At 73.8% G+C, this 24,880-nt stretch carries 23 protein-coding genes; 10 read left to right on the top strand and 13 right to left on the bottom strand.

Annotated elements, in window-relative coordinates; all coding sequences use genetic code 11:
* Positions 1-61: 61 nt before the first annotated feature.
* Positions 62-1,627 (top strand): alpha/beta hydrolase, encoded by a 1,566-nt coding sequence (locus JAO84_RS24315; protein WP_370414753.1) that lies wholly within the window; start codon positions 62-64, stop codon positions 1,625-1,627.
* Positions 1,628-1,693: 66 nt separating this feature from the next.
* Here JAO84_RS24315 and moeZ read toward each other — a convergent pair whose 3' ends face one another.
* From moeZ to JAO84_RS24280, 7 genes are all read right to left on the bottom strand, one after another.
* A complete protein-coding gene (gene moeZ / locus JAO84_RS24310) occupies positions 1,694-2,872 on the bottom strand; it encodes an adenylyltransferase/sulfurtransferase MoeZ (protein WP_265866628.1) in 1,179 nt (392 codons plus the stop codon).
* Positions 2,873-2,947: 75 nt separating this feature from the next.
* Positions 2,948-3,703: a spherulation-specific family 4 protein gene (locus JAO84_RS24305; RefSeq protein WP_370414752.1), complete on the bottom strand. Its 756-nt coding sequence runs from the start codon at positions 3,701-3,703 to the stop codon at positions 2,948-2,950.
* Positions 3,691-4,653, bottom strand: coding sequence for an NAD(P)-dependent oxidoreductase (locus JAO84_RS24300; protein WP_265866630.1), 963 nt, complete (start codon positions 4,651-4,653; stop codon positions 3,691-3,693). Before JAO84_RS24300 ends, JAO84_RS24305 begins: the two co-directional genes overlap by 13 nt.
* 158 nt (positions 4,654-4,811) lie before the next feature.
* Positions 4,812-6,338, bottom strand: a complete 1,527-nt coding sequence (locus tag JAO84_RS24295; RefSeq protein ID WP_370414751.1) for a hypothetical protein — start codon at positions 6,336-6,338, stop codon at positions 4,812-4,814.
* A gap of 13 nt (positions 6,339-6,351) precedes the next feature.
* Positions 6,352-8,052 (bottom strand): DUF3492 domain-containing protein, encoded by a 1,701-nt coding sequence (locus JAO84_RS24290; protein ID WP_370414750.1) that lies wholly within the window; start codon positions 8,050-8,052, stop codon positions 6,352-6,354.
* 255 nt (positions 8,053-8,307) lie between these two features.
* Entirely contained in the window at positions 8,308-9,930 is a 1,623-nt protein-coding gene (locus JAO84_RS24285) for a DUF3152 domain-containing protein (RefSeq protein ID WP_370414749.1), read from the bottom strand.
* A gap of 8 nt (positions 9,931-9,938) precedes the next feature.
* Positions 9,939-10,919, bottom strand: coding sequence for an alpha/beta fold hydrolase (locus tag JAO84_RS24280; RefSeq protein WP_370414748.1), 981 nt, complete (start codon positions 10,917-10,919; stop codon positions 9,939-9,941).
* Positions 10,920-11,063: 144 nt separating this feature from the next.
* Between JAO84_RS24280 and JAO84_RS24275 the strand changes: the two genes are divergently transcribed.
* The 4 genes from JAO84_RS24275 (at position 11,064) to JAO84_RS24260 (ending at position 13,172) form a co-directional block, all read left to right on the top strand.
* A complete protein-coding gene (locus JAO84_RS24275; RefSeq protein ID WP_365755442.1) occupies positions 11,064-11,279 on the top strand; it encodes a hypothetical protein in 216 nt (71 codons plus the stop codon).
* A 271-nt stretch (positions 11,280-11,550) separates the two neighbouring features.
* Entirely contained in the window at positions 11,551-12,210 is a 660-nt protein-coding gene (locus JAO84_RS24270) for a TetR/AcrR family transcriptional regulator (RefSeq protein ID WP_265866636.1), read from the top strand.
* 194 nt (positions 12,211-12,404) lie between these two features.
* Positions 12,405-12,632, top strand: a complete 228-nt coding sequence (locus JAO84_RS24265) for a DUF3107 domain-containing protein (RefSeq protein ID WP_370414746.1) — start codon at positions 12,405-12,407, stop codon at positions 12,630-12,632.
* Between the two features lie 264 nt (positions 12,633-12,896).
* On the top strand, positions 12,897-13,172 hold the full coding sequence (locus JAO84_RS24260) for a hypothetical protein (RefSeq protein ID WP_265866638.1): 276 nt from the start codon (positions 12,897-12,899) through the stop codon (positions 13,170-13,172).
* 28 nt (positions 13,173-13,200) lie between these two features.
* On the opposite strand, the gene JAO84_RS24255 is transcribed toward JAO84_RS24260, so the two are convergent.
* Positions 13,201-13,932 (bottom strand): ferritin-like fold-containing protein, encoded by a 732-nt coding sequence (locus tag JAO84_RS24255; protein WP_370414745.1) that lies wholly within the window; start codon positions 13,930-13,932, stop codon positions 13,201-13,203.
* Positions 13,933-14,413: 481 nt separating this feature from the next.
* Here JAO84_RS24255 and JAO84_RS24250 point away from each other — a divergent pair, with 481 nt between their 5' ends.
* The 3 genes from JAO84_RS24250 (at position 14,414) to JAO84_RS24240 (ending at position 18,438) form a co-directional block, all read left to right on the top strand.
* Entirely contained in the window at positions 14,414-17,059 is a 2,646-nt protein-coding gene (locus JAO84_RS24250) for a DEAD/DEAH box helicase (protein WP_370414744.1), read from the top strand.
* Positions 17,060-17,176: 117 nt separating this feature from the next.
* Positions 17,177-18,100, top strand: a complete 924-nt coding sequence (locus tag JAO84_RS24245; protein WP_370414743.1) for an alpha/beta fold hydrolase — start codon at positions 17,177-17,179, stop codon at positions 18,098-18,100.
* Positions 18,101-18,285: 185 nt separating this feature from the next.
* Positions 18,286-18,438, top strand: coding sequence for a hypothetical protein (locus tag JAO84_RS24240; protein ID WP_086823662.1), 153 nt, complete (start codon positions 18,286-18,288; stop codon positions 18,436-18,438).
* A 102-nt stretch (positions 18,439-18,540) separates the two neighbouring features.
* On the opposite strand, the gene JAO84_RS24235 is transcribed toward JAO84_RS24240, so the two are convergent.
* The 4 genes from JAO84_RS24235 to JAO84_RS24220 form a co-directional block, all read right to left on the bottom strand.
* A complete protein-coding gene (locus tag JAO84_RS24235; protein ID WP_370414742.1) occupies positions 18,541-19,146 on the bottom strand; it encodes a MarC family protein in 606 nt (201 codons plus the stop codon).
* Between the two features lie 194 nt (positions 19,147-19,340).
* A complete protein-coding gene (locus tag JAO84_RS24230; protein WP_370414741.1) occupies positions 19,341-20,201 on the bottom strand; it encodes a PHP domain-containing protein in 861 nt (286 codons plus the stop codon).
* Positions 20,202-20,370: 169 nt separating this feature from the next.
* Positions 20,371-21,009, bottom strand: coding sequence for a DUF6758 family protein (locus tag JAO84_RS24225; RefSeq protein WP_265866643.1), 639 nt, complete (start codon positions 21,007-21,009; stop codon positions 20,371-20,373).
* A 163-nt stretch (positions 21,010-21,172) separates the two neighbouring features.
* Entirely contained in the window at positions 21,173-21,763 is a 591-nt protein-coding gene (locus JAO84_RS24220) for a suppressor of fused domain protein (protein ID WP_370414740.1), read from the bottom strand.
* Between the two features lie 449 nt (positions 21,764-22,212).
* Between JAO84_RS24220 and JAO84_RS24215 the strand changes: the two genes are divergently transcribed.
* Together JAO84_RS24215 and JAO84_RS24210 are read left to right on the top strand one after the other, a co-directional pair.
* Positions 22,213-23,352 carry a magnesium and cobalt transport protein CorA gene (locus JAO84_RS24215; RefSeq protein WP_265866645.1) on the top strand — a complete coding sequence of 380 codons (1,140 nt, stop codon included), beginning with the start codon at positions 22,213-22,215 and terminating at the stop codon, positions 23,350-23,352.
* 45 nt (positions 23,353-23,397) lie between these two features.
* Positions 23,398-23,907: a hypothetical protein gene (locus JAO84_RS24210; RefSeq protein ID WP_370414739.1), complete on the top strand. Its 510-nt coding sequence runs from the start codon at positions 23,398-23,400 to the stop codon at positions 23,905-23,907.
* 61 nt (positions 23,908-23,968) lie between these two features.
* On the opposite strand, the gene JAO84_RS24205 is transcribed toward JAO84_RS24210, so the two are convergent.
* Complete coding sequence (locus JAO84_RS24205; RefSeq protein WP_370414738.1) at positions 23,969-24,799, bottom strand: hypothetical protein; 831 nt, start codon at positions 24,797-24,799, stop codon at positions 23,969-23,971.
* Positions 24,800-24,880 lie beyond the last annotated feature (81 nt).

The raw sequence follows: 24,880 nt of genomic DNA, 5'->3' as shown, positions 1-24,880 counted from the left end.
CGTCCGCCCGTAGCCGCCCCCCTAGGATGGCGGTCCGGCTCGGATCAGGGGGTGGCGCTCGGTGCGCTCGTCGTTCATACGTACGGGGGCCGTCGTCGCCCTCTCCGCAGTGCTCGCCACGGGATGTACGGCCACGGGCGGGACCGGCCCCGCCGGCACCCCGAGCTCCGCCCCGGCGGCCGGCGACGCCAAGCCCTCCGTGTCCAGCACCGACCCCGGCGGGCCCGCGCTGCCCGCCGCGCTCACCGGGCAGCACCCCGACTGGCGCCGCTGCACCGCCCCCGAGGGCGGCGAGGCCCCTGGCTCCGCCTGGCGCTGCGCCACGGTGAAGGTGCCCCTCGACTACGCGAAGCCGGACGGGCCGACGATCCCGATCGCGCTGATCCGCAAGGAGGCCGGCGCCAAGGACGCCCGGATCGGCTCGCTGCTCTTCAACTTCGGCGGGCCCGGCGGCTCGGGCGTCGACATCCTGCCGCGCGGCGCCGCCGAGTACACGGCCCTCGGCAGCCGCTACGACCTGGTCTCCTTCGACCCGCGCGGCGTGCAGCGCAGCTCGGGCGTGGTGTGCCGGGACGACAAGGAGCAGGCGAAGGCCGAGCGGACGGTCGACTACACGCCCGAGACGGCGGCCGAGGAGAAGGCCTTCCGCGCCGACGCCGTCGCCTTCGGCCAGGGCTGCGCGCGCCGCTCCGGCCTCGTCCTGCCGTACACCACGACCAGCAACACGGCCCGCGACATGGACCTGATCCGCCAGGTCCTCGGCGACCCGAAGCTGAACTACTTCGGCATCTCGTACGGAACCCAGCTCGGCGCCGCCTACGCCCATCTGTTCCCCAGGAACGTGGGCCGGATGGTGCTCGACGCGGTGGTCGACCCGACCGCCGACTCCGTCGGCCACGCCCGCAACCAGACCATCGGCTTCCAGCGGGCACTCGACAACTATCTGACCTCCACCGGCCAGGACCCGAAGGACGGCACCCGCCGGATCGTCCGGCTCCTGGAGAAGCTCGACAAGAAGCCCCTCGCGGTCGGCGACCGCGAGCTCAACGACTCCCTCGCCCTCACCGGCGTGGTCATGCCGCTGTACGCCCAGCAGAACTGGCCGCTGCTGACCTCGGCGCTCACCAAGGCGGAGAACGGCTCCGGCGCCGAACTCCTCTCCCTCGCCGACTGGTACAACGACCGGGACGCCGCCGGCCACTACTCGACGCAGTCCCACGCGCAGCGGGCGATCTCCTGCGCCGACTCCTCCGAGCGGCCCACCCTCGACGAGGCGCGGACGCTGATCCCCGAGTTCCGCCGCCTCTCCCCCGTCTTCGGCCCCTTCCTCGCCTGGGACACGGCCGGCTGGTGCGCCGACTGGCCGGTCGAGGGCGAGGCCACGACCACCGCGGCGAGCGCCCCGGGCGCCGCCCCGATCCTGGTCGTCGGCACGACGGGCGACCCGGCCACCCCGTACGAGGGCGCGGAGCGGATGGCGAAGGCGCTGGGCCCGGGCGTGGGCGTGCTCGTCACCAACAAGGGCGAGGGCCACGGCGCGTACGGCTCGGCGGCCTGCGCGACGAAGACGATCGACGCGTATCTGCTGCGGGCCGAGGTCCCCGCGTACGGCAAGACCTGTCAGTAGCCGGCAGACACGCACGAGGGCCCCCGGACCTGAGACAGGTCCGGGGGCCCTCACGCATGCCTACGCCTAGTAGATCGGCTTCTCCGGCTCGATCTGGTTGACCCAGCCGATGACGCCGCCGCCGACGTGCACCGCGTCCGCGAAGCCCGCGGACTTGAGCACGGCGAGGACTTCCGCACTGCGGACACCCGTCTTGCAATGCAGGACGATCTTCTTGTCCTGCGGCAGGTCCTGGAGGGCGTTGCCCATCAGGAACTCGTTCTTCGGGATCAGCCGGGCGCCGGGGATCGAGACGATCTCGTACTCGTTCGGCTCGCGGACGTCGATGATGTCGATGTTCTCGCCGTCGTCGATCCACTCCTTGAGCTGCTTCGGAGTGATCGTGGAGCCGAGCGCCGCTTCCTGGGCCTCCTCGGACACGACGCCGCAGAAGGCCTCGTAGTCGATGAGCTCGGTGACGGTCGGGTTCTCGCCGCAGACCGCGCAGTTGGGGTCCTTGCGGACCTTGACCTGGCGGTACTGCATCTCCAGGGCGTCGTAGATCATCAGGCGGCCGACCAGCGGCTCGCCGATGCCCGCGAGGAGCTTGATGGCCTCGTTGACCTGGATGGAGCCGATGGACGCGCACAGCACGCCCAGGACGCCGCCCTCGGCGCAGGACGGGACCATGCCCGGCGGCGGGGGCTCCGGGTAGAGGCAGCGGTAGCAGGGGCCGTGCTCGGACCAGAAGACCGAGGCCTGGCCGTCGAAGCGGTAGATCGAGCCCCACACGTACGGCTTGTTGAGCAGCACGCACGCGTCGTTGACCAGGTAGCGGGTCGCGAAGTTGTCCGTGCCGTCGACGATCAGGTCGTACTGGCTGAAGATCTCCATCACGTTCTCGGCCTCGAGCCGCTCTTCGTGAAGGACCACGTTCACGTACGGGTTGATGCCGAGCACGCTGTCGCGCGCCGACTCCGCCTTGGAGCGGCCGATGTCGGCCTGGCTGTGGATGATCTGGCGCTGCAGGTTCGACTCGTCGACCTCGTCGAACTCCACGATGCCGAGGGTGCCGACACCGGCCGCGGCCAGGTACATCAGCGCCGGGGAGCCGAGACCGCCGGCGCCCACGGCGAGCACCTTGGCGTTCTTCAGCCGCTTCTGTCCGTCCATCCCGACATCCGGGATGATCAGGTGGCGGGAGTACCTGCGGACCTCGTCTACGGTGAGCTCGGCAGCCGGCTCGACCAGGGGTGGCAGCGACACGGAGACCTCATCAATACAGCTGGTCGGGATGTCATTGAGACGCTTGTTCTCCGCACAACACTGCCACGCCCCTTCTCATTCCGAGACACCCCGTCCGATACGCGAGACAATTTCGTCCCAGTAGCCGGGCAGCGAGTGGAATGCACCGGTTTGTCCGGGCCCACCCGGGCGGTCGGTCATGAAGACCGTCCCGGCCCCCTGCCAGCGGGCGATCCGCAGCGCTTCGTCCAGATGTGTCCTGGGCACTCCGTGGACGAGATGGACGAACTTCCCCGCCGGGTAGTCGGCGGTCCACTCCGCCACCTGCGACCAGCGGTAGTCGGTCCAGGCGCCGGAGAACGTCACCAGCTGGTCGGCGACCTCGGCGTAGCCCGGGTACGGATGGGTGCCGTGCCCCAGGACGAGGTGCGCCTCGCCGTCCCGCAGCGCCTCCAGGGTCGCCGAGAGCCGCCGTACGCCGGGCAGGTCGGCCCGGTCGGCGGGCGCCCGGTCCAGATAGAAGCCGTCCGCCTTGTACCAGTCGAGGAACCGCTGCGCGTCGGCGACCAGCTCGTCGTAAGGACGTGACCCATCACACAGGTCGAGGTGTCCGAGCACCCGGACCCCGGCGTTGCGCAGCTTGCCGGCCGCTTCCAGGCAGTGCGGGTCGGGCCGGGCGCCCGGCCCGTCGGCGACGTTGAGCACGGCCCAGTGCACGGGGGCGCCGGGGCGGGTGAGCTCGGCCCACTCGACGGGGGCGAGGAGGGGGTGGGCGTAGCCGGGGACGCCCACTCCCATCCCGGTGACCGCGCCCGTCTCCGTCCCGGTGCCGGTGGCGGTCAGATGCGACATGCCGCCTCCATCCAGATGTCGGCGAGCGACTCCTCCAGATTGATCCGGGGGCGCCAGCCGAGCCGGTCGCGGGCGGTGCGGACGTCGGCCTGCTGCCAGGGTCCGCAGCCGTCGGGGTACGGGTAGGGGGCGGCGGCCAGCTGTTCGGCGATGGTCGCCTCGGTGCGCGGGGCGCCGATCACCGGGCGCTGCGGCGGGCCGTCGACCTCGTGCAGCTGGCCCGCGTAGCCGGCGACCCGGGCGAGCACGGCGGCGGCGTCGCGGAGCTTGACCGCGCGGCCGGTGCCGATGTTGACCACGCCCTGGGCCGCGGACAGGGAGGCGGCGTGCACGGCCCGGGCGACGTCGCGGACGTCCACGAAGTCGCGCTGGACGCCGAGTCCGCTGAGCTTCAGCTCGCCGTCCCCGGCCTGGATGGCCCGGCGCATCGCCTCGGCGAGCCGCCCGAGCGGGGAGCCGGCCGGGGTGCCGGGGCCGACCGGCGAGAACACCCGGAGCACGACCGCGTCGAGGCCGGAGCCGAGGACGAGTTCGGTGGCGGCCAGCTTGGACACGCCGTACGGGCCGCCGGGCCGCGGCACCGCGTCCTCGGCGGTCGACGAGCCGGGCTGGCTGGGCCCGTACTCGGAGGCGCAGCCGACCTGGACGAGCCGGGCGCCGCAGCCGCTGCGCCGCAGCGCCTCGCAGACGGTGGCGACGGCGACGGTGTTGTGCCGGGTCAGGTCGCGGGCGCCGCCGCGGGTGGCGCCCGCGCAGTTGACGACGACGCCCGGGTGGACGGCGTCGAGGAACCGGGTGAGCGCGCCGGGGCTGCCGGTCGCGAGGTCGAACCGTACGTCGGCGTCGTCGCCGCGCCCGAGGGCGGTGAGGTGCACCGCCGGGTCGGCGAGCAGCCGGTCGGCGACGAACCGTCCGATGAATCCATTGGCTCCGAGCAGCAGCACCCTCATCGTGCGGCCCCTACGTGCCGACCGGCCGTGGTGCGGGATCCGGGTGTCATGTGTCCTTCTTCTCCTTGGGAGGTCTCACGTGGGTGACACGCCCGCGGCGTCGGCTCCGCGGGTGCGCGATCGGGTGTGGGGGTGGGGTGGGGGCGGCAGGCCTGCGCCTACGCGTGGGCCGAGGCGCGGGAGAGGGCCTCGGTGGCGTGGGTGAGCAGGGCGAGGGCGGCGCAGCCGCAGACCAGGGCGGGCAGGGCGGCGGGGCCGCCGAGCCGGACGAGCTCGCGGACCGGGGCGCCGATCACGTCGAGGCCGGGGAGGCGGGCGGCGAGGACGCTCGCGAGGGCGAGGAGCTCGGCGGCGCAGGCGGCCCCGAGGGCGCGGGCGGCGGTCTCGGCGAAGCCGTGGACGGCGAGCAGCCGGGCGATCAGGAGCAGCGCGCCGAGCGCGAGGGCGCCGGGGTGGAAGCCGGTGAGGGCGAGCAGTCCGGCGAGCAGGGCGAGGTGGAGGGCGACGGTGCCGAGGAGCAGCGGGCGGGCGCCGGCGGCGAAGTCGGCGAGGCCGCGGCTGGCGGCGAGCCGGTGGCGGGCCCGTACGGCGAAGAGGTGGGCGCACCAGGCGGCGGGGGCGACGGACAGGGCGAGGGCGAGCAGGGGCGCGGTGTCGAAGGCCCAGTCGGCGGCGGCGACCGGGCCGTCGAGGGCGGTGACGACGACCGGCCCGGTGTCGGGTCCGCCGCGCAGCACCTGGTCGAGGAGTCCGTCGCCGGCCGCCGCGTAGGCGAGCAGGCCCAGGGTCCACAGGGGGGCGGCGGTCGGGGTGCCGGCGGTGACGCGGAGCGGGCCGCGGCGCACGGCGACGACGAGTCCGGCGAACAGTCCGACGACGCCGATCGCTCCCGCGGCGAGCCGGAGCCCGCCGGTGCCGAGGGCGAGTCCGAGGGTGGCGAGGGCGGCGACGGCGCCGGGCGCGCAGACGGTGAGCGCCCAGCTCGCGGGGCCGGGCCGGTCCGCCCGGTCGGCCGGGGTACGGGACACGGTGGCCTCCCCGCGCGGGACGCGGGCGTACAGCTCCTCGGCGAGCGAGAACACGTCGCGGTGCCGGAAGCGGGCGGCGGTGCGGTCGGTGACGCCGTGCGTCTCCAGGCCGGCGGCGATCTCCAGCGGGTCCACGGCCCGTTCGCACAGCTCGCGGTGGCGGTGCATCAGGGCCTTGACGGGGTCGGCGGGGCCGCGCCGGGGCCGCGCGGAGGCGGCCTGGACCGCGGTCGGCACCGCGGTCTGCTGAATCGCTTCGGCAGGGGCGGCCGGGGCGGGCTTCGGCTCGACGGCAGGGGCGGGTACGGGGGCTGGTGCGGCCGGTACGGCAGGGGCCGCCGCCAGGTCGAGTCCGCCGGACGGCAGCAGCGCGGGCGGTGCCGTGAGCGCGGGCGCGCTAGGTCCTGTCTGGAGTTCCAGCGCGGGAGAAGGAGCGGTGTCCGGTGCCGTCGCGTCCAAGGCGGAGGAAGGAGCGATGGCGGAGGGGGCACCTCCCGTGCCCGAAGGGCTACGGGGGACCTCGCGACTGACGACAACGCCGGAGGCGGCGGTGCCGGGCGCCGCGACGCCGCGGGGGGACTCCAGACAGGACCTGAGCAGCGCCTCGGAGCGGGAGTCCCAGGGGCCGGGGCTGGTGGGTGCGGCGGGGCCGCGCATGGATGTGCCTCCTTCATGCATCGGGATCTCCCGCACCGGCCGCCGCGGTGACCGGCTGGTCCGCCCAGCTGCCCGGCACATGGGACTCGGCCGGGTGGGCGAAGGGCACGCCGCTGGTGGTGCGGCGGCGGACCGGTGAGTGGGAGAGAAGTTCGAGGTAGATGCCGCGGAACGCCGCCAGGTTCTGTTCCACGGTGAACAGCTCCAGGGCGCGGGCGCGGGCGGCCGCGCCGAGCCGGTACCGGCGGTCCGGGTCGCGCAGCAGCGCGAGGCAGGCGTCGGCGAGCGCCTTGGGGTTGCGCGGGGGGACGACGAGCCCGGTGCCGCCGATGACCTCGACGACCGCGCCGACGTCCGTGGAGACGGTGGCCCGGGCGCAGAACATGGCCTCGACGAGGCCGACCGGGAAGCCCTCGACGACGCTGGAGAGCACGACGACGGCGCTGGCCGCGTAGGCCTCCTCCAGGCTGGGCGCCTCGGGTCCGCCGAGCTCCTCGAAGGAGACCGGGTTCTCGCCGATGGCGTGCGCGCCGGCCGCCTCGTCGGGGAACAGCTGCTCGGCGAGGCCGCGGCAGTGCGCGAGGTACGCGGCGGCGCCGGGCTCGGTCACCGGCGCGGCGACGATCCGCAGCCGGGCGTCGGGCTGCTGCCGGCGCACCTCGGCGAAGGCGTGCAGCAGGGCGACCAGGTCCTTGGCGGGCTCGACCCGGCCGATCCAGGAGAGGGTGGCCGGGTCGCCGCTCTCCTCGTCCTCGCCGACCTCGGCGAAGCGCTCGGCGTCCATGCCGGGGTGGACGGTGCGCAGCCGGGCCCGGTCGGCGCCGCACTTCTCCTGCCAGCGGCGGGCGTGCGCGTTGCCGGGGGTGAGCAGGGCGGCCTGCCGGTAGACCTCGCCGGCGAGCCGTCCGTGGAAGGCGGCGAGCAGGGCGCGTACGGGGGTGGTGAGGGGGGCGTCGGTGGCGGCGAGGTAGTGGGCGCGGAGCTGGACGCCGTACTCGGTGACGAGCAGCGGGGTGCCGAAGAAGCGTTTGGCCAGGAGGCCCGGGAGGGCGGCGGCACCGGCGGAGGCGGCGTGGCAGAGGTCGACGAGCCCGAGGCCGCCGGCCGTTCCGTCGAGGCCGGCCTCCTCGTCGTACCAGCCGAGCGAGAGGGGGCGCAGGGCGCGCTCCAGCTGTTCGGTGAAGGCGAGTTGGTCGGGAACGGTGGCGGCGGCGACGCCGCGGCGGGCGCCGGGGGCGCGGCAGGCGGCCTCCAGGACCCGGACGACGGACTCGGAGCGCAGCGCGGCGGCGAGTCCGCCGCTCTCGCGGGCGAGTTCGGCGAGTCCGTAGAGCCCGGCGGCGAAGCGCTCGGGGCCGCCGTCGGCGGCGGGCCGGTCGGTGCCGTCGCCGGCCGGGTCGGCGGCGCAGACGCCCTCGGCGAGCTCCCGGAACGCGTCCTCGAAGCGGCGCCGGTCGCGCCGGCCGTAGCCGCGGCCGCGGGCCCGGCCGGGGCCGCGGGTGTCGTCCTCGGGGGTCCACAGCGGGGCGGTGCGCACGCCGCGCACATTGGGCGGCAGCGGCAGCCGGCCGGCGGCCTCCTGGCGGGCGTCGCGGCTCAGCGCGTAGAGGTCGAACTCGTGCGGGGCGAGCCCGCGGACGAGCCGGTCGCACCAGAGCCCGGACTCACCGGCGGCATGCGGGTAGCCACCCTCCGTGAGCAGTCCGATCCGCATGAGTACACCCCCGTTCTCCCGTGACGGTTCTCCCGTGACGGCGGTCGCCGTTCGGTCCGGCGACCCGCAGCGTGAAGAACGTAAGCGGACATGACGGGGGTGTGATGGACGGTTGTCCGTCGCACCACCGGAAGGGGTGAATGCGCGTGACTTTCCCGCGCCGGTCGCGTTCCGTGGCGCTACCGGCCGGTTCCGTCACTCTCCGTCAGGCCCCGGGGGGTAATTCGACGGGGTGTCAACTGGTGCCCGTTGACGTCAACTTCCCGGGTGCACCCAGGGGTTGGGGCGGCACCTGATGCCGTCGATGTCGAGCGACTTGGTCTGCTGCTGCATCACCGGGGCGAGCGCGCCGGGCGTGCGGCAGCTCACGTGGTTGTGGCCGAGCCGGTGCCCGACTTCGTGGTTGATGAGCATCTGGCGGTAGGCGTGCATCGCGGCCGGGCCGAAGGTGTCCGAACCCTGCGCCCACCGGAAGGCGTTGATCATCACGCGCTCGGTGGAGGCGGAGTCGCAGGACACGTTGTCGACGGTGGTGTCGAGACCGGACTTGCGGCACCAGTCGCCGGTGGTGCCGGGGCTGGCGAGGGTGATGACGAAGTCCGGGTCCCCGCTGGAGATCCGCTCGAAGGTCATCTCGCCCCGGCCGGCCCAGCTGCGCTCGTCGTTGAGCGTCTTCTGCACCGCCTGCGCGAACAGCGCGCCGTCGAGCCCGAGGCCCTGCTCCACGTCGACCCGGTAGCGGATCTTGCGGCCCTTGCCGGGCGCCTTGTCGAAGCCGGGCACGGCGTCGAACTTCCCCGGGCCGTGCAGCTTCGGGTCGATCGGGAACTGCCGCGCCATCAGCTCCTCGTACGAGGGCGGCGGCGGGGCGGGCGCCGTGGGCGTACGGGTCGGGCGGTCGTCCGAACGGGACGCCGGGTTCTCGGCCCCTGCCCGGTCGGTGGGCCGGTCCGCCGCCCGCGACTGCGCCGCGCCGCCGCTCTCCCGCTCGGCCACCTGCCCGGCCACGACCACGGCGAGCACGGTGGTGATCGCGGCGGCAGCGACCCCGGTGAAGGTCCGCCCGAGGCCGCCGGCCCGCGCGGGTCGCCGCGCGTCGGTGCCGGGCTCGGCCTCCGTGCCGGTCTCGTCCGGCTCCTCGACGGCCGGCCGCGGCGGCGCCTCACGGCGCGGGCCGGGCACGAACGGCGCCGCGGGGCGCGCGGTCTCCTCGTGCTCGGGGTGCCCGCCGCGTACGAAGGCGTCCTCGGCGCTCGGGTCGTACGGCCCCTGGAAGCGCGGCGTGCCGTGCATCGGCGTGTCGAACAGCGGCGCGGGCGTCCGCCTCGGCGCGCCGTACATGGGGACACCCTGCGGCGGGGTGCCCTGCCCGGGGCCGTACGGACGAGGCGGCTGCGGCGCGGCCTGCGGCCGGGGCCCACCGGGGTACTGCGGTGCGGCCTGACCGCCGGGCCCACCAGCCTGCGGCTGCCCACTCGGGTTACGGGGTCCACCGGCCTGCGGCCGTGCGCCGGGCGGGTACGGGGGCGTGCTCTGCGGGTGGAGGCCACCGGCCTGCGGCCGTGGGGCGCCCATGGGCTGCGGCGCGCCCTGCGGTCGGGCGCCGCCACCCGGATACTGCGGCACGCCCTGCGTACGAGGCCCGCCGGCCTGCGGCCGGCCGCCGCCCGGGTACTGCTGCGCGGCCTGCGGCCGCTGCGGCGTCGGGGGCCGGCCGGCCTCCCAGTAGTCACCCGCCTGCGGCTGCGGGCTCTCGCCGCGGCGGCGGCGGCCGCTTCCCGGGCCGGGCCTCGCGGGCTCCTGTCGTCCGGTGTCGGCCACCGGCGCGGGCGCGGGCGCGGGCGCGGGCGCGGGCCCCTTGCGACTATGTCGTCCCACGGTCCGGCTCAGCTCCCGCCCTCGGCCGCGGTCCGCGCGGCATCGGTGATCAGCTCCCGGACCGCCGCGGCGACGGTCTCCGGATACTCCATCATGGCCACGTGCCCCGCCTCCGGGAGCGTGAGCAGCCGCGAGCCGCGGAACGCGGCGGCCGCCTTGCGCGCCATCCGGTAGCCGACCAGCTGGTCGCGGCCGCCGTAGACGAGGAGGGTCGGGGCGAGCACCCGCTCGGCCTGCCGCCAGAGCCCGTGCTGGCCGCCCAAGGTGTACGCGTCGACGATGCCGCGCGAGGAGCGGGCCATCGCGTCCCAGAAGTACGGCAGCTCCAGGCGCCGTTCCATCTCCTCGACGGCGTGCCGGAAGCCCTCTTCGCTGACCCGCCCGGGGTCGCCGTAACAGAGGGAGAGCACCCCGCGGACCCGCTGCTCCGGCGTCCAGTCCCTGCTGAGCCGCGCGAACAGCGGCGCGATGCCGGGCAGGGCGAACAGCGCGGTCGGCCACGCGGTCTTCTGCACGCGCAGCTCCGGCAGCGCCGGGGAGACCAGGGTGAGGGTGCGCACCAGGTCGGGGCGCACGGCGGCGACCCGGGTGGCGACGGCGCCGCCCAGCGAGTTGCCGAACAGGTGCACCGGGCCGCGGCCGGCCGCGTCGAGCAGCCGGATGACCGCCCGGGCGTGTCCCGTCACCGAGTAGTTGCCGTCGTCCGGCGGCGGCGAGTCGCCGAAGCCGGGCAGGTCGACCGCCTCGCCGTCCACGAGGTCGGCGAGCCGCGGCATCAGGTCCGACCAGTTCTGCGAGGAGCCGCCGAGCCCGTGCACGTACAGCGCGGGCGGCAGACCGGGGCGGGCGGCGGGCCGGGAGCGCACGGTCAGGGTGAGCCCGGGCAGCGCGACGGAGCGCAGTCTCTCGCCGTCGGCGACCCGCACGGCGCGCGGCGGGCTCGCGGGCGGGGCGGCGGTCCGGGTTTCCGGCAGCTCGGTCGAGGACATGGCAGCGATATTACGAGACGATCACGCCCGGGCGCGTGTGGGTGGCGTCACAGGATCGGGTGCGGCGCGCCGGGGGAGCTCCTAGGCTCGGAGTTGAGGGTCATCGGACAGGACCCGCGGACCCGCCACGCCGGAAGGAACCGCATGACTGTCGACCCGAACGAGCCGGACACATTCGCCGAGGAAGAGGACGTCGTGCTCGACGAGGAGATCCCGGAGGCCGACGCGGCCGAGCAGCACACCGAACTGCAGCAGCGCGAGGACGAGCGGCCCCAGCAGTTGCCGCACGACCAGGCGAACGACGCGGACGCGGTGGAGCAGACCCGGGTGGTCAGCGTCGACGAGGACGACTACCGCTGATCCGGCCGCTGATCCGGACGGATCGTGCACCCCCGGGGCGGATCGTGCCCGTATCGGCGCGTTGTCCCCGCATTACCGACGGGTAGCCACGTATGGACCGAACACCCTCAGCCGATTTGTTCGGTTACCTGACCATCTTGTTGCCCGTCGCCTCTCGCCCCGAACGTCCGGTCCGTGAAATTCTGCGTTCGCACCGCGCACAGCCGGGTTACCCAAAAGTACGATGGCGGCGCGACGCCAATGCGCGCATGGATCGAACTTTGGAGGCGGCGTGAGCGCCATCGAGCAGACAGAGGCAGCACGCCCCCGGGGCACGCGCCTGCCGCGCCGTGCCCGTCGGAACCAGCTGCTCGGCGCGGCCCAGGAGGTGTTCGTCGCCCAGGGTTACCACTCGGCCGCCATGGACGACATCGCCGAGCGGGCCGGCGTCAGCAAGCCGGTGCTCTACCAGCACTTCCCGGGCAAGCTCGAGCTCTACCTGGCGCTCCTGGACCAGCACTGCGAGGCGCTGCTCCAGTCGGTGCGCACGGCCCTGGGCTCCACCTCCGACAACAAGCTGCGGGTCGCGGCGACCATGGACGCCTACTTCGCGTACGTGGAGGACGAGGGCGGCGCCTTCCGACTCGTCTTCGAGTCGGACCTGACCAACGAGCCCGCCGTGCGCGAGCGCGTCGACCGGGTCTCGCTGCAGTGCGCCGAGGCCATCTCCGAGGTCATCGCGGAGGACACCGGCCTGTCGAAGGACGAGTCCATGCTCCTCGCCGTGGGCCTCGGCGGCGTGTCCCAGGTGGTCGCGCGCTACTGGCTGTCCAGCGAGTCGCCGATCCCCCGCGACACGGCGGTCGGCCTGCTGACCTCGCTCGCCTGGCGCGGCATCGCCGGCTTCCCGCTGCACGGCACGGAGGGCCAGCTCGCCGCCGAGGGCCACTGAGCCGCACGTTTCTTCATGAAGGCCCCGGGCACCCCGCCCGGGGCCTTTCCCTTTCGCCCCTCCCCTTTGTTCCCCCGCGCTGTTCGCTCTTGGCGTGCCCCGTGCGCACCGTGTCCGTCCCCTCACCGGGCTAATGTGTGGCAGGTACGGCGCGGGATCCTCGCGCACAGCAGACCGTTCGGAGGGACATAGCCGTGGAGGTCAAGATCGGCGTGCAGTACGCACCCCGGGAGATCGTTCTGGAGAGCGGGCAGTCCGCCGAAGAGGTCGAGCGTGCGGTCGCCGACGCGCTGGCCGGCAAGACGCCGCTGCTCAGCCTGACGGACGAGAAGGGCCGCAAGGTCCTCGTCCCGTCCGACAAGATCGCGTACATCGAGATCGGCGAGCAGGCCGTGCGCCGGGTGGGCTTCGGCACCCTCTGAGACGTACGACAGAAGCGAAGGGCCCGGCGGACGTGCTGTCCGCCGGGCCCTTCGTCATACCTCTCGCCGTACGTCTCGTCGTACGTCTCGTCGTACGTCCCGTCGTACGTCTCGTCGTACGTCTCGTCGTACGTCTCGACAGTTCGTCACCTTGTCCCCGTCTGCCCACGTCAGGGGGTACGGGGAGGATTGTCATCCGGAGTGACCGGGTAGGACGGGAGTGACCGAACTGCCCGCCCCGCCCCGCACGCGAGGTGATCCGCCGTGTTCCTGGAAGCCCTCGGTTCCGCCCTGCTCGGATTCGCCCTGGCCTGGGCCGCCGCGCACCGGCTCCCCGATCGCCTCCCCGGACGGGCCGCCGTCCTGCTGACCGGCGCGCTCGGCGGCGTCTTCGGCGCCCTGGTGACCCACGGCGCCCTCGGGCCCGGCCACTTCCTGGCCACCCTGATCGGCGCCGTCGCCGTCACCGCCGTACTGCTGTCGCTGCTCGTCCGCCCGGCCTCGCGGCGGCGGCTGCGCCGCTCAGCCGCCGCGGGCTGAGCGAGCGCCCGGCGGCCTGTGCGCTCGCTTACGCGGCCAGGCCGAGCGCGGCCATCCGCTTGGTGTGCGCCTCGGTGATACGGGAGAACATGCGGCCGACCTCGGCGAGGTCGAAGCCCGCGGCCATCCCGTCCACGCCACCGACCAGCATCGTCGACAGCGCGTCGCGCTCGGCGACCACGCGCTGGGCCTGCGACAGGGCCTCGCCCATCAGCCGGCGCGCCCACAGGGCGAGGCGGCCGCCCACCCGCGGGTCGGCGTCGATCGCGGCGCGGACCTTCTCCACGGCGAAGTTGCCGTGGCCGGTGTCGTCGAGCACGGAGAGCACGAGCGCGCGGGTGTCGGTGTCGAGCCGGGCCGCGACCTCGCGGTAGAAGTCACTGGCGATCGAGTCGCCCACGTACGCCTTGACCAGGCCCTCCAGCCAGTCGGACGGCGCGGTCTGCCGGTGGAAGTCGTCCAGCGCCTTGGCGAAGGGCTCCATCGCCCCGGTCGGCTCGGCGTCCACGGCGGAGAGCCGGTCACGCAGCTGCTCGAAGTGGTGGAACTCGGCGGAGGCCATCTTCGCCAGCTCCGCCTTGTCCGCGAGGGTCGGCGCCAGCTTGGCGTCCTCGGCGAGCCGCTCGAAGGCCGCGAGCTCGCCGTAGGCCAGCGCGCCGAGCAGGTCGATCACGGCGGCGCGGTACTGCGGCACGGCGGAGGCCGTGGCCCAGTCCTGGGCGGCGATACCGGTGGGTGTGGCGTTGTCAGGCGTCTCCATGAACCGCACAATAGCCCGCTCCCCGTGACCCCCGGGGCGCCGGTCGTCCCCTGTGACCGCGGCCTCCCCGGGAATTCTCCCAACACACATGCGCGATTCCGGGGTACAGTGGTAATGCGCCTGCTGAGTATGCGGACATGCTTTCGCACGTTCGGACGTACCCGGTGGGCCGACTGATGAATGAGGATGCCCGGTCGGTGGCCCGATCGGCTCCGGCCCGACAGCCCTTCCGGCGGACCCGCCGAAGGGTCCCTCAGCGGCACGACGCTCGAGCGACGGCAGTGGTCCCGCGCCGACCCGACGGTGATCTTCCCGATCCCCCCAGTGGTTCCCGGCACGGTGAGACCCCCTTCGTTCGCCTCGCGCCGCGTCTCACAGAAGAGGCAGCACCCTGACTACGTTCCGAGACCTCGGGATCCTTCCCGAGACGGCCGAGGCCCTGGAAGCCGTCGGCATCGTTTCCCCCTTCCCCATCCAGGAGATGACCCTTCCGGTCGCCCTTTCCGGCACCGACGTCATCGGCCAGGCCAAGACCGGTACGGGCAAGACCCTCGGCTTCGGCCTCCCGATCCTGGAGCGCGTCATCGTCCCCGCCGACGTCGAGGCGGGCCGGGCCGAGCCCGGGCAGCTGACCGACGCCCCGCAGGCGCTCGTCGTCGTGCCCACCCGCGAGCTGTGCCAGCAGGTCACCAACGACCTGCTCACCGCCGGCAAGGTGCGCAACGTGCGGGTCCTCGCCATCTACGGCGGCCGGGCCTACGAGCCGCAGGTCGAGGCGCTGAAGAAGGGCGTCGACGTGATCGTCGGCACCCCCGGCCGGCTGCTCGACCTGGCCGGGCAGCGCAAGCTCGACCTGTCGCACGTCAAGGCGCTCGTCCTGGACGAGGCCGACGAGATGCTCGACCTGGGCTTCCTGCCCGACGTCGAGAAGATCATCAACATGCTTCCGGCGAAGCGCCAGACCATGCTGTTCTCGGCGACCATGCCGGGCGCCGTCATCGGCCTGGCCCGTCGCTACATGTCGAAGCCCACGCACATCCGCGCCACCTCGCCGGACGACGAGGGCGCGACCCACGCGAACATCGCGCAGCACGTCTTCCGCGCCCACAACATGGACAAGCCGGAGATGGTCTCGCGCATCCTGCAGGCCCGCGGCCGCGGTCTCGCGATGATCTTCTGCCGTACGAAGCGCACCGCGGCCGACATCGCCGAGCAGCTGGAGCGCCGCGGCTTCGCCTCCGGCGCGGTCCACGGCGACCTCGGCCAGGGCGCCCGCGAGCAGGCGCTGCGCGCCTTCCGCAACGGCAAGGTCGACGTCCTCGTCGCCACCGACGTCGCCGCCCGCGGCATCGACGTCGAGGGCGTCACGCACGTCATCAACTACCAGTCCCCCGAGGACGAGAAGACCTATCTGCACCGCATCGGCCGCACCGGCCGCGCGGGCGCGAGCGGTACGGCGATCACGCTGGTCGACTGGGACGACATCCCGCGCTGGCAGCTGATCAACAAGGCCCTCGAGCTGAACTTCAGCGACCCGGTCGAGACGTACTCCAGCTCGCCGCACCTGTACGAGCTCCTCAATATCCCCGAGGGCACCAAGGGCATCCTGCCGCGCGCCGAGCGCACCCGCGCCGGTCTCGACGCGGAGGTCCTGGAGGACCTGGGCGAGCCGGGCGGCAAGCGCGGCCGTGGCCCGCGCCGCGAGCAGCAGCAGACCGAGGAGCGCCCGGCCGGCACCCGTACGCCGCGTCAGCGCCGCCGCACCCGTGGCGGTTCGGAGCTCGGTGACGGCGCGCCTGCCGTCGTCGAGACCCCGGCCGTCGGTACGGACTCCGGTACGGACGCCCCCGAGGCGCCCGCCGGCCCGCGCCGCCCGCGCCGCCGCCGCACCCGCGGTACGGGCGGGCCGTCGGCCGGTATCCCGGTCGCCGGCGCGTCGAGCACGACCGCGGTCGCCGAGGCGCCCGAGCCGGTCGTCGAGGCCCCGGTGGCCGAGGCTCCGGTCGTGGAGGCCCCGGTGGCCGAGGCGCCCGCCGAGGCGCCGCGCTCCCGCCGTGGCCGTACCCGGACCCGCGCCGCGGAGGCCACCGAGGTGGCCGAGGCTCCGGTCGCCGAGACCCCCGCCGTCGAGGCTTCGGCCGCCCCGGCCGAGGAGTCCCGGCCGCGCCGCCGGCGTTCCCGTGGCGCGCGTCCGGAGGCCGCCGAGCCGGTGACCGCCGCCGCGCCCGCTGCCCCGGCTCCGGCTGCCGCCGCCCCGGCCCCGCGCAAGCGCCGGGTCCGGCCGCGTCCGGCCGAGGAGACCGTGTCGTTCCAGACGGTCGAGACGGCCGCCGCCGCGCTGGCCGCCGCCACGGCCCGTACGGTGCCGGCCCAGGCGACCGAGCCGAAGGCCGCCGAGGTCAAGGCCGCCGAGCCGAAGGGCGTCGAGCCGAAGGCCGCCGAGGTCAAGGCCGCGGAGGCCAAGGCCGCCGTCCCGGCGCAGGCCGCCGAGCCGGTGACCGCCGCTCCGGCCGCCGCCCCGTCGGCACCGCGTGCGCGCCGCCGCGCCACCCGCCCGGTGACCAGCACGGCCCCGACCGTCGAGGCCCCGGCCGCCCCGGAGCCGGCCCCCGCGCCGGTCGCCGAGGAGCCCAAGCCGCGCCGCCGCGCGACCCGCCGGGCCTCCAGCCCGGTGACGTCGACCGCGGACACCGGTGCCGTGGTGATCGTCGAGGCCGCCGCCCCGGTGGCCGAGCCGGTCGTGACCGAGGAGCCGAAGAAGGCCGCTCCGCGCAAGCGGGTCGCCAAGAAGGCCGTCGCCGCCGAGGCCCCGGCCGAGACGACCGAGGCCCCCAAGAAGGCCGCTCCGCGCAAGCGGGTCGCGAAGAAGGTCGCCGAGACCGTGGCCGAGGCCGCGACCGAGGTGACCGAGGAGCCGAAGAAGGCCGCTCCGCGCAAGCGTGTGGCCAAGAAGGCCGTCGCCGCCGAGGCCCCGGACGCCTCGGAGCCGAAGACGCCGACCCGTCGTCGTACGACGAAGAAGGCCGTCGCCGCCGAGGCTCCGGCCGAGGCCGCGGAGACCGCCCCCAAGAAGGCCGCTCCGCGCAAGCGGGTCGCCAAGAAGGCTGCCGCCCAGCCCGAGGCGTAAGCAGCCGGCAGCACCACCACCGCGGCCCGGCCCCTCTCCGGAGGGTGCCGGGCCGCGGTGCGTTCAGGCGCGGGCGCTCGTCGGAGGCGCCGCTCCGGTTCCGGTTAGAGTCGCTGTATGAGCAAGCCCCGGTCCCTGGCGCTGCCGCCCCGTACCCGTCGCCATCGGCTGGCGACCGCGCGCGGCCCCTTCGCCGTACTCGACACCGCGCCCGACGGACCCCGGCACGGGACCGTGCTGTTGCTGCCCGGGTACACCGGCAGCAAGGAGGACTTCCTCGCGCTGCTCGGCCCGCTCGCCGAGGCCGGGTACCGGGCGGTCGCCGTCGACGGGCGGGGGCAGAACGAGACGCCGGGGCCGCGTGGCCGGGCCGCGTACCGGCGCAAGGCACTGGCGCTGGACGTGGTGGCGCAGGCGGCGGCGCTCGGGGACGGGCCGGTGCATCTGCTCGGGCATTCCTTCGGCGGCCTTGTGGCCCGGGCGGCGGTCGCGCTCGCGCCGGACGCCTTCTCCTCACTGACCCTGCTCTCCTCGGGCCCCGGCCGGGTGGCCCGGCCGCAGCGGGTCCGGATCCACGCGTTGCGCGGCGCGTTCGCGCTGCTGCCGAAGGAGCGGGTGTGGCAGGCGACCCGCTGGCTGGACAGCCGCGGCGAGGAGCCGGGCGCCGAGGACCCGCAGGAGATCGTGGACTTCCTGCGCCGGCGCTGGATGCTGACCCGGATCGCCCAGCTCTCGGGCGCGGGCCGGCTGCTCGTGCGCGACCCGGACGGCACGGCGGCGCTGCGGGCGCTGCCGATGCCGCTGCATCTGGCGTACGGGGACGAGGAGACGGTCTGGCCGGTGCCGGACCTGGCGGCGGCGGCCGCCCGTACCGGCGCGCACCACACGGTGGTGGCGGGGGCCGGCCACTCCCCCAATGTGTCGCACCCGGAGGAGCTCGCGGCACGGCTCGCGGCGTTCTGGGACGCGGTCCAGGAGCGGGCGGTCCCGGGTCGTACCGAGGTGCCGATCGGCGGAAATCCGGCCGAAGCACCCTCGTAACGCGCTTCGTCGATGATGGTCCCGAGAGGGGTCTACCCGACGGTATTTAGCCTCCCGAAAATTTTCCTTAGCGTAGGGAATGTTTGCAGGGTGCATGCCGTTGGACAGGTATGTACGCCGCCACAGAGGCCGGCGTACACCCAGTTCTCCATCAGGAGGATCAACTCAGACGAAGGGAGAAGCCCATGCGCTTCGAAATCCTGCGACTCGACGACATCGACGGCACGCCCGTCGACCGGACCGTCGTGGACGCCGCCTCCGTCAACCGGATCGTGCAACAGGCCGCCGCTATCGGTCAGCGCATCTGGATCCGCCCGGCCGAGACCTCGGCCTCGTAAAGACGAAGCTCCACCACGCACCGCGCCCCCGCACGGACTCCGGAGAACCGAAATCCGTACGGGGGCGCAGTGGTGTGTACGGCACAAGCCCGTCCGGAGGCGTCAGGCGCCCTGGATGACCTGGGTGACGCCGTTGATGATCTGCTGCACGGCGATGGCGGCGAGCATCATGCCGGCCAGCCGGGTCACCAGGACCACGCCGCCGTCCTTGATGACGCGGATGATCAGCAGCGAGTAGCGCATGGCCAGCCACAGCACGACGTGCATGGCGACGATCGCGGCCCAGACGGAGACCTGGGCGGCGGCGCCGTCGGCGTGCTGCACGGCGAGGATGACCGAGACGATGGCACCGGGCCCGGCGAGCAGCGGCATGCCGAGCGGGACCAGGGCGACGTTGACGTCCTTGGTCTGCTGCGGCTCGTCGTTCTTGCCGGTGAGCAGGCTGAGCGCGATGAGCAGCAGGAGCAGTCCGCCCGCGATCATCAGCGCCGGGACGGAGACGTGCAGGTAGTCGAGGATCTGCTGGCCGAGCACGCCGAAGACGGCGATGACGCCGAAGGCCACGGCGACGGCCTGCCAGGCCATGCGGCGCTGGACCTTGGCGGGGCGGCCGGAGGTGAGGGCGAGGAAGATCGGGGTGATCCCCGGGGGATCCATGATCACGAAGAGGGTCAGGAACAGCGAGCCGAAGACGGCGACGTCGAACACGGTGTGGGTGCCTTGCGGGAAAGGGGTGTACACGAACGTCCGGAATCAGGGATTCCGGAGAGTGGGCAGGCCGGAGCCGGCCGGGAGGGGAAGCACGGGGACGCCACGGCACGGCGGACGGGCCGCGCGGAGCGGCCGGCCGTCAGGCAGGAATCGACGACAGGAGTCGAAAGAGGTGTGGCGTTGACGAGGGGTTACGGGCGTCCGCCCGCGCCCGGCACCGGGAAGGCACCGGCGGCGCGGCGGGTGATCTCGCCGTAGATCTCGGGGTCGGTGGTGTACTCGCCGAGGCCGACGGTCTTTCGGCTGCCGTGGTAGTCGCTGGAGCCGGTGGTGAGCAGCCCCAGCTCCTTGGCGAGGCCGCGCAGCCGGGCCCTGGTCGGCTCGTCGTGGTCCATGTGGTCCACCTCGATGCCGTCGAGACCGGCCTCGGCGAGCTTCGCGATGGCGGACTCGGGCACGCACTCGCCGCGCTTGACGGCCAGCGGGTGGGCGAAGACGGTGACCCCGCCGGCGGCCTTGACCAGGCGGATCGCGTCGATCGGGTCGAGCTCGTGCTTCTGCACGTGGGCCCGGCCGCCGTCGGCGATCCACTCGGGCGTGAAGGCGCCGGAGACATCGGGCACGACACCGAGTTCGACCAGCGCCTCGGCGACGTGCGGTCGGCCCACGGAGCCGTCGCCGGCGATCCGGGCGACCTGCTCCCAGGTGACCGGCACGCCGAGCTCCTGGAGCTTGCCGACCATGGCGCGGGCGCGCGGCACCCGGTCGTCCCGGACCAGCTCGCGCTCGGCGAGCAGGGCGGGCTCCTCGGGGTCGAAGAGATAGGCGAGCATGTGGAGGCTCACGCCGTCGTAGCGGCAGGAGAGTTCGGCGCCGGTGACCAGGGTGAGGCCCTCGGGGAGGGCCGCGATGGCCTCGCCGTATCCCCGGGTGGTGTCGTGATCGGTCAGCGCGACCACGTCGAGGCCCGCGGCGGCGGCGTTCCGCACCAGCTCGGCGGGGGTGTCCGTACCGTCCGAGGCCGTGGAGTGGGTGTGCAGGTCGATGCGCACGACGCGGGACTCCGGGGGCTCGGGGCGGACTGAAGGGACCGCTCCAGCATAACGGGCGAATCAAGCCCCTTCGTACGGATCCACCGAAGCCCCCGCCCCTTACCCGCGGTCGCGCGACGCCCCGCCGCCAGGTGAGCAGCACTACGTGAGCGGCGCTACGTGGGCAGCGCTACGTGAGCAGCCTCGGTGTCAGCGCGCCGCACGGCAGCAGCTCGACCTCCGCTCCGGCGTCGCGCAGATCCGTGAGGACCAGCTCGTCGTACATCAGCAGGCCGGACTGCTCGGGCCAGACGATCGCCCACAGCCAGAGTCCGCGCGCCTCGCCGGCGAAGACGGCGCGGTCCTGCGGGGCGCCGGTGACATGCCAGAGCGGGGTGGGGCGGCCGGCGGCGAGCACCTTGACCTGGGGTGGTTTGTCGATCGCCATGCCGGGGCCGGGATCGGGGCCGTCCATGCCCGCGTACCGGGCGCCGAGTCCGACGCCGAGCTCCTCGGCGACGAGCAGCAGCTCCCCGATGCCGCCGAGCGGACCGGGCCCGGAACAGGCCACGGCGGTCGCGCGTCCGCCGCTGCGGTCGTCACCGGCGTACGCCACTCCGGTGAAGAGCCATCCGACGGGCAGGGGCCACGGCATCCACACCGGCACATGGGCCCGGTGCACGACCACACCGAGGCCCTCGACGCTGGGTGGGATCACGGGCTGTAGCGGGTGCACCGAGCCGTGCACGTCGCACTGCCAGGAGTCGGCGAAGAGACCGGGCGCCCTGACCCGGCCACCGCACTTCGGGCAACTGGGTTCGCCCCTCATAGGGCTCAACGGTCCTACCCGCGCGGCCCCGCGTCAAGGACGATCACCGATGATCACCCGTCCGGCCGGAGCGCTTCACCCGGAGCACCCGGAGCACTTCAACCGGACCGCGACCGGACGACGATCATCCGCCGGCGCCGGTCCGCCGCCCCCGGCTCCCCGCTCAGTCCAGGGTCACGGACTTGCGCAGCGGATCGCGCAGGTCCGTTCCGTTGCTGAGCCAGCGCTCCTCCAGGGCCTGCGCGCCGTGCACCCGCTTCCAGGCGGCCTCGTTCGAGGTCATCGGGAGCAGCGGCAGGAAGCGCACCGGGTCCAGCGGGGCGTCGAGATCCAGGTCCTCGACCAGGCCGCCCGACTCGGCGACCAGGACCGAGCTGAAGGGCGCGCCCGGCCACAGGGGTTCGCCCACGTCGAGCGAGGCGCCGGGGGCCACGACGACGCCCTCGACCTGCGGGGTGGCGGCGAGCACGGCGAGCGGGCGGAGCACCTGGTCGGTGTCGGCGAGGCCGGCGCGGACGGTGAGCAGCAGTTCGGCACGCGGGCCCTTCACCGGGTCGGCGAGCGCGGAGGTGGGGTCGGCCATCGGCTGCGCGGACATGCCGAGGGTCGCGTAGCGCACCAGGCCGGCCTCGGCGTCGATGAACCGGAGCACCTCGATCCGGTCGGTGCCGAGGAAGGTGATCGCCGCCCGCGCGTCCGGCTCGCCGAGGGCGGTGCGCAACCGGGCCTCGACCAGAACGAGAATTTCTGCCATGCGGCGAGCATAAAGCGCGTATGGAACGGGCAAAGTAAGGGATTGACCCTCGGTCGGCTGATAGTGTGGGCGACTGGTCGGGCTTGATGACCCGACTGCTCGTCACACGTCATCCCTCACGAGGGACCGGCCGGAGGAGGTGGGACTGCGATGGATCGAAGTCGACCCGGCAGTACCAGCCGCTCTTCCGCCGCCACGCACCCCAGCCCGGTGCGCTCCTCCCTCCGGTGACCCGCGGATCCCGTTAGCCTCTCGGCCTTCCCGGATCCTCATCTCCCCGGTCTCCGGCAGCTCGCACGACGGAAGAGCACCTTCTTGCCTCCCTGTCTGTAGCGAACGCCGTCACCGCGATCCGCCGGTGCCGCCCGCTTTGTGGACGACGTGGCTCCACGTCCTCATTCCGGGCTGTGCCACCGTCGCCGACGGCCTCTCCGTGAAGGAGCACGCCCATGTCGATGATCCGTGACCTGCGCGCCGCCGTCCGTCCGTCCCTGCTGCACCCGCTGCGCAAGACGGCCACCGCGACCGCCTCGCAGTACGCCAACTACGACGCCACCCGCGACCCCACGGCCGCGAGCGCCGTCGTCGACTGCGCCGTCTACCGCGAGGGGCGCCGGGTCGACGACCGCGCGTGCCTCACCCCGCGCGGCGCGATGCGCCAGGTGCGGGAGAGCGGCGGCTTCGCGTGGATCGGTCTGCACGAGCCGACCGAGGCCGAATTCGCCGGTATCGCCGCCGAGTTCGGGCTGCACCCGCTCGCCGTCGAGGACGCCGTCCACGCCCACCAGCGGCCCAAGCTGGAGCGCTACGACGACACTCTCTTCACCGTCTTCAAGACGATCCACTACGTCGAGCACGCCGAACTCACCGCCACCAGCGAGGTCGTGGAGACCGGCGAGGTGATGGTCTTCACCGGCCCCGACTTCGTCATCACCGTCCGGCACGGCGGCCAGGGCTCGCTGCGCAACCTCCGGCACCGCCTCCAGGGCGAGCCGGAGCTGCTCGCCAAGGGCCCCTCCTCCGTGCTGCACGCCATCGCCGACCATGTCGTCGACGGCTACATCGCGGTCGCCGACGCCGTCGAGCTCGACATCGACGAGCTGGAGATCGACGTCTTCTCGCCGGCCGCCAAGGGCTCCACGCGCGGCGCCGACACCGGCCGGATCTACCAGCTCAAGCGCGAGGTCCTGGAGTTCAAGCGGGCGGTCACGCCGCTGCTCCGCCCGATGCAGCTGCTCAGCGAGCGGCCGATGCGACTCGTCGACCCCGACATCCAGAAGTACTTCCGGGACGTCGCCGACCACCTCGCCCGGGTCCAGGAGCAGGTCGTCGCCTTCGACGAACTGCTCAACTCGATCCTCCAGGCCAATCTGGCGCAGGCGACCGTCGCGCAGAACGAGGACATGCGCAAGATCACCTCGTGGGCGGCGATCGTCGCCGTCCCGACGGCGGTCTGCGGCGTCTACGGCATGAACTTCGACCACATGCCGGAGCTGCACTGGAAGTACGGCTACCCGATGGTGCTCGGCGGCATCGCCGTCATCTGCTTCGCCATCCACCGCACGCTCAAGCGCAACGGCTGGTTGTAGCCGCCCCGGGCCGTGGGGCTTCCGTGGCTCGATAGGCTTCGGACCATGACCGAAGAGCTGTTCCTCGTCGAGGAGGCCACCAAGAAGTCGGGCCTCGTCTGGGTACGGGGCGAGGCCCCGGCGGCCCGCGCGCTGTGGCACGTGTGGCACGAGGGCGCCGCGCTCGTCGTCGGCGACGGCCCGGGCGAGCAGCCGCTGCCGGGCCTGACCGACGGCGGCACCGCCGAGGTCACCGTGCGCAGCAAGGACAAGGGCGGCCGGGTCGTCGCCTGGACCGCCGCCGTGCGCGAGCTGCCGGCCGGTACGGAGGAGTGGGCGGCGGCCGTCGCCGAGCTCAAGGGCAAGCGGCTGAACGCGCCCGACGGCGAGGCGATGCCGGAGCGCTGGGCCCGGGAGTGCCGGGTCGTCCGGCTCGAACCGCGGGCCTCGACCACCGACCTGCCGGACGGCTCGCTGGCCGCCGTACCGCTGCCGTCCCCGGGCATCACCCGGCGGCCGATCCCGGCCGGACTGCCGAAGCTGCTTCTGAAGCGGAAGCGGAAGCCCCGCCGCTAGGCCGTCAGTTCGGCGGTACCTGTGCCGAAGGGGTTGTCGGTGGCGGTCCGCCTGAGTGAGCTCAGGTGCGGGGCAGCTGCTTGCCGTAGTCGAGGGTCTGGCCCTTCTCCGGCTCGGCCAGCGGGAAGTCCTTGTCCCACTCGGACAGGATCACCACGCCCGCGCCGCCGCCGCGCGCGAAGCGCAGCGGGTACGGGACGCCCTCCAGGGACACGTCGAGCGAGCCGCCCATGGCGTCCTCGCCGCCCCGGACGTTGATGGTGCGCGTCCCGCCGATCGTGTCGTGGTCGCCCTTGACGAGGTCGCCGTGCAGCCCGATCAGCCCGTCGAGCAGCAGGTTCATGTCGGTGAAGCCGCGCAGCTGCTTGTACGAGGGGTCGTCCTCCGGCACCTTCACGTACTTGTCGCCGAGCGTGTCGGCGGCCTCCGAACCGGCGTCGTCCGGACCGGACTCACCGGAGCCGGAGCCGTCGGAGCCCGAGCCGTCGGAGCCCGCGGCTCCCGAGGGGGCGGCCGAGCCGCCGGCGCCGCCGTCCTCGTGCTCCCAGAAGCCCGCGTCCGCCTTCAGATAGAGCGCGTCGCCGACCCGCAGCAGCTCGAAGGTGCTGTTCTTCGTGGTCACCGAGCCGCTCGCGCCGTCCTGCTTGAGGCGCATGTTCAGCTTGTAGGTGCCGCCCTTGCTGACCAGCGTGCCGGAGAGCCGTACCGCCTTGGCCGTGTCGGCCGCCTGCTGGGCCTTCTGCTCGATCACCGCGGCGTCCAGCCGCCCGACGCCGTTGGTCCCCTCGTCCGGGTCGGCCGCGCAGGCGCCGAGCACCGACACCAGGCCCACGCAGAGCGCGAGCGGAAGGACGGCCCCGCGGACGCGCGAGGTCGGACGGAGCACGGTCACCTGGGCACCTCTCGAGAGGGTGGGGGGACGGCCGGTGGGATCCGGAGCCGGTGGGGGGCGGCAGACCGCAGCGTACCCGGG

Origin of the sequence: Streptomyces fradiae (assembly GCF_041270065.1) — a bacterium.
In the GTDB taxonomy this organism is placed as follows: Bacteria; Actinomycetota; Actinomycetes; order Streptomycetales; family Streptomycetaceae; genus Streptomyces.
This window is presented reverse-complemented; position numbering and strand designations above follow the sequence as displayed.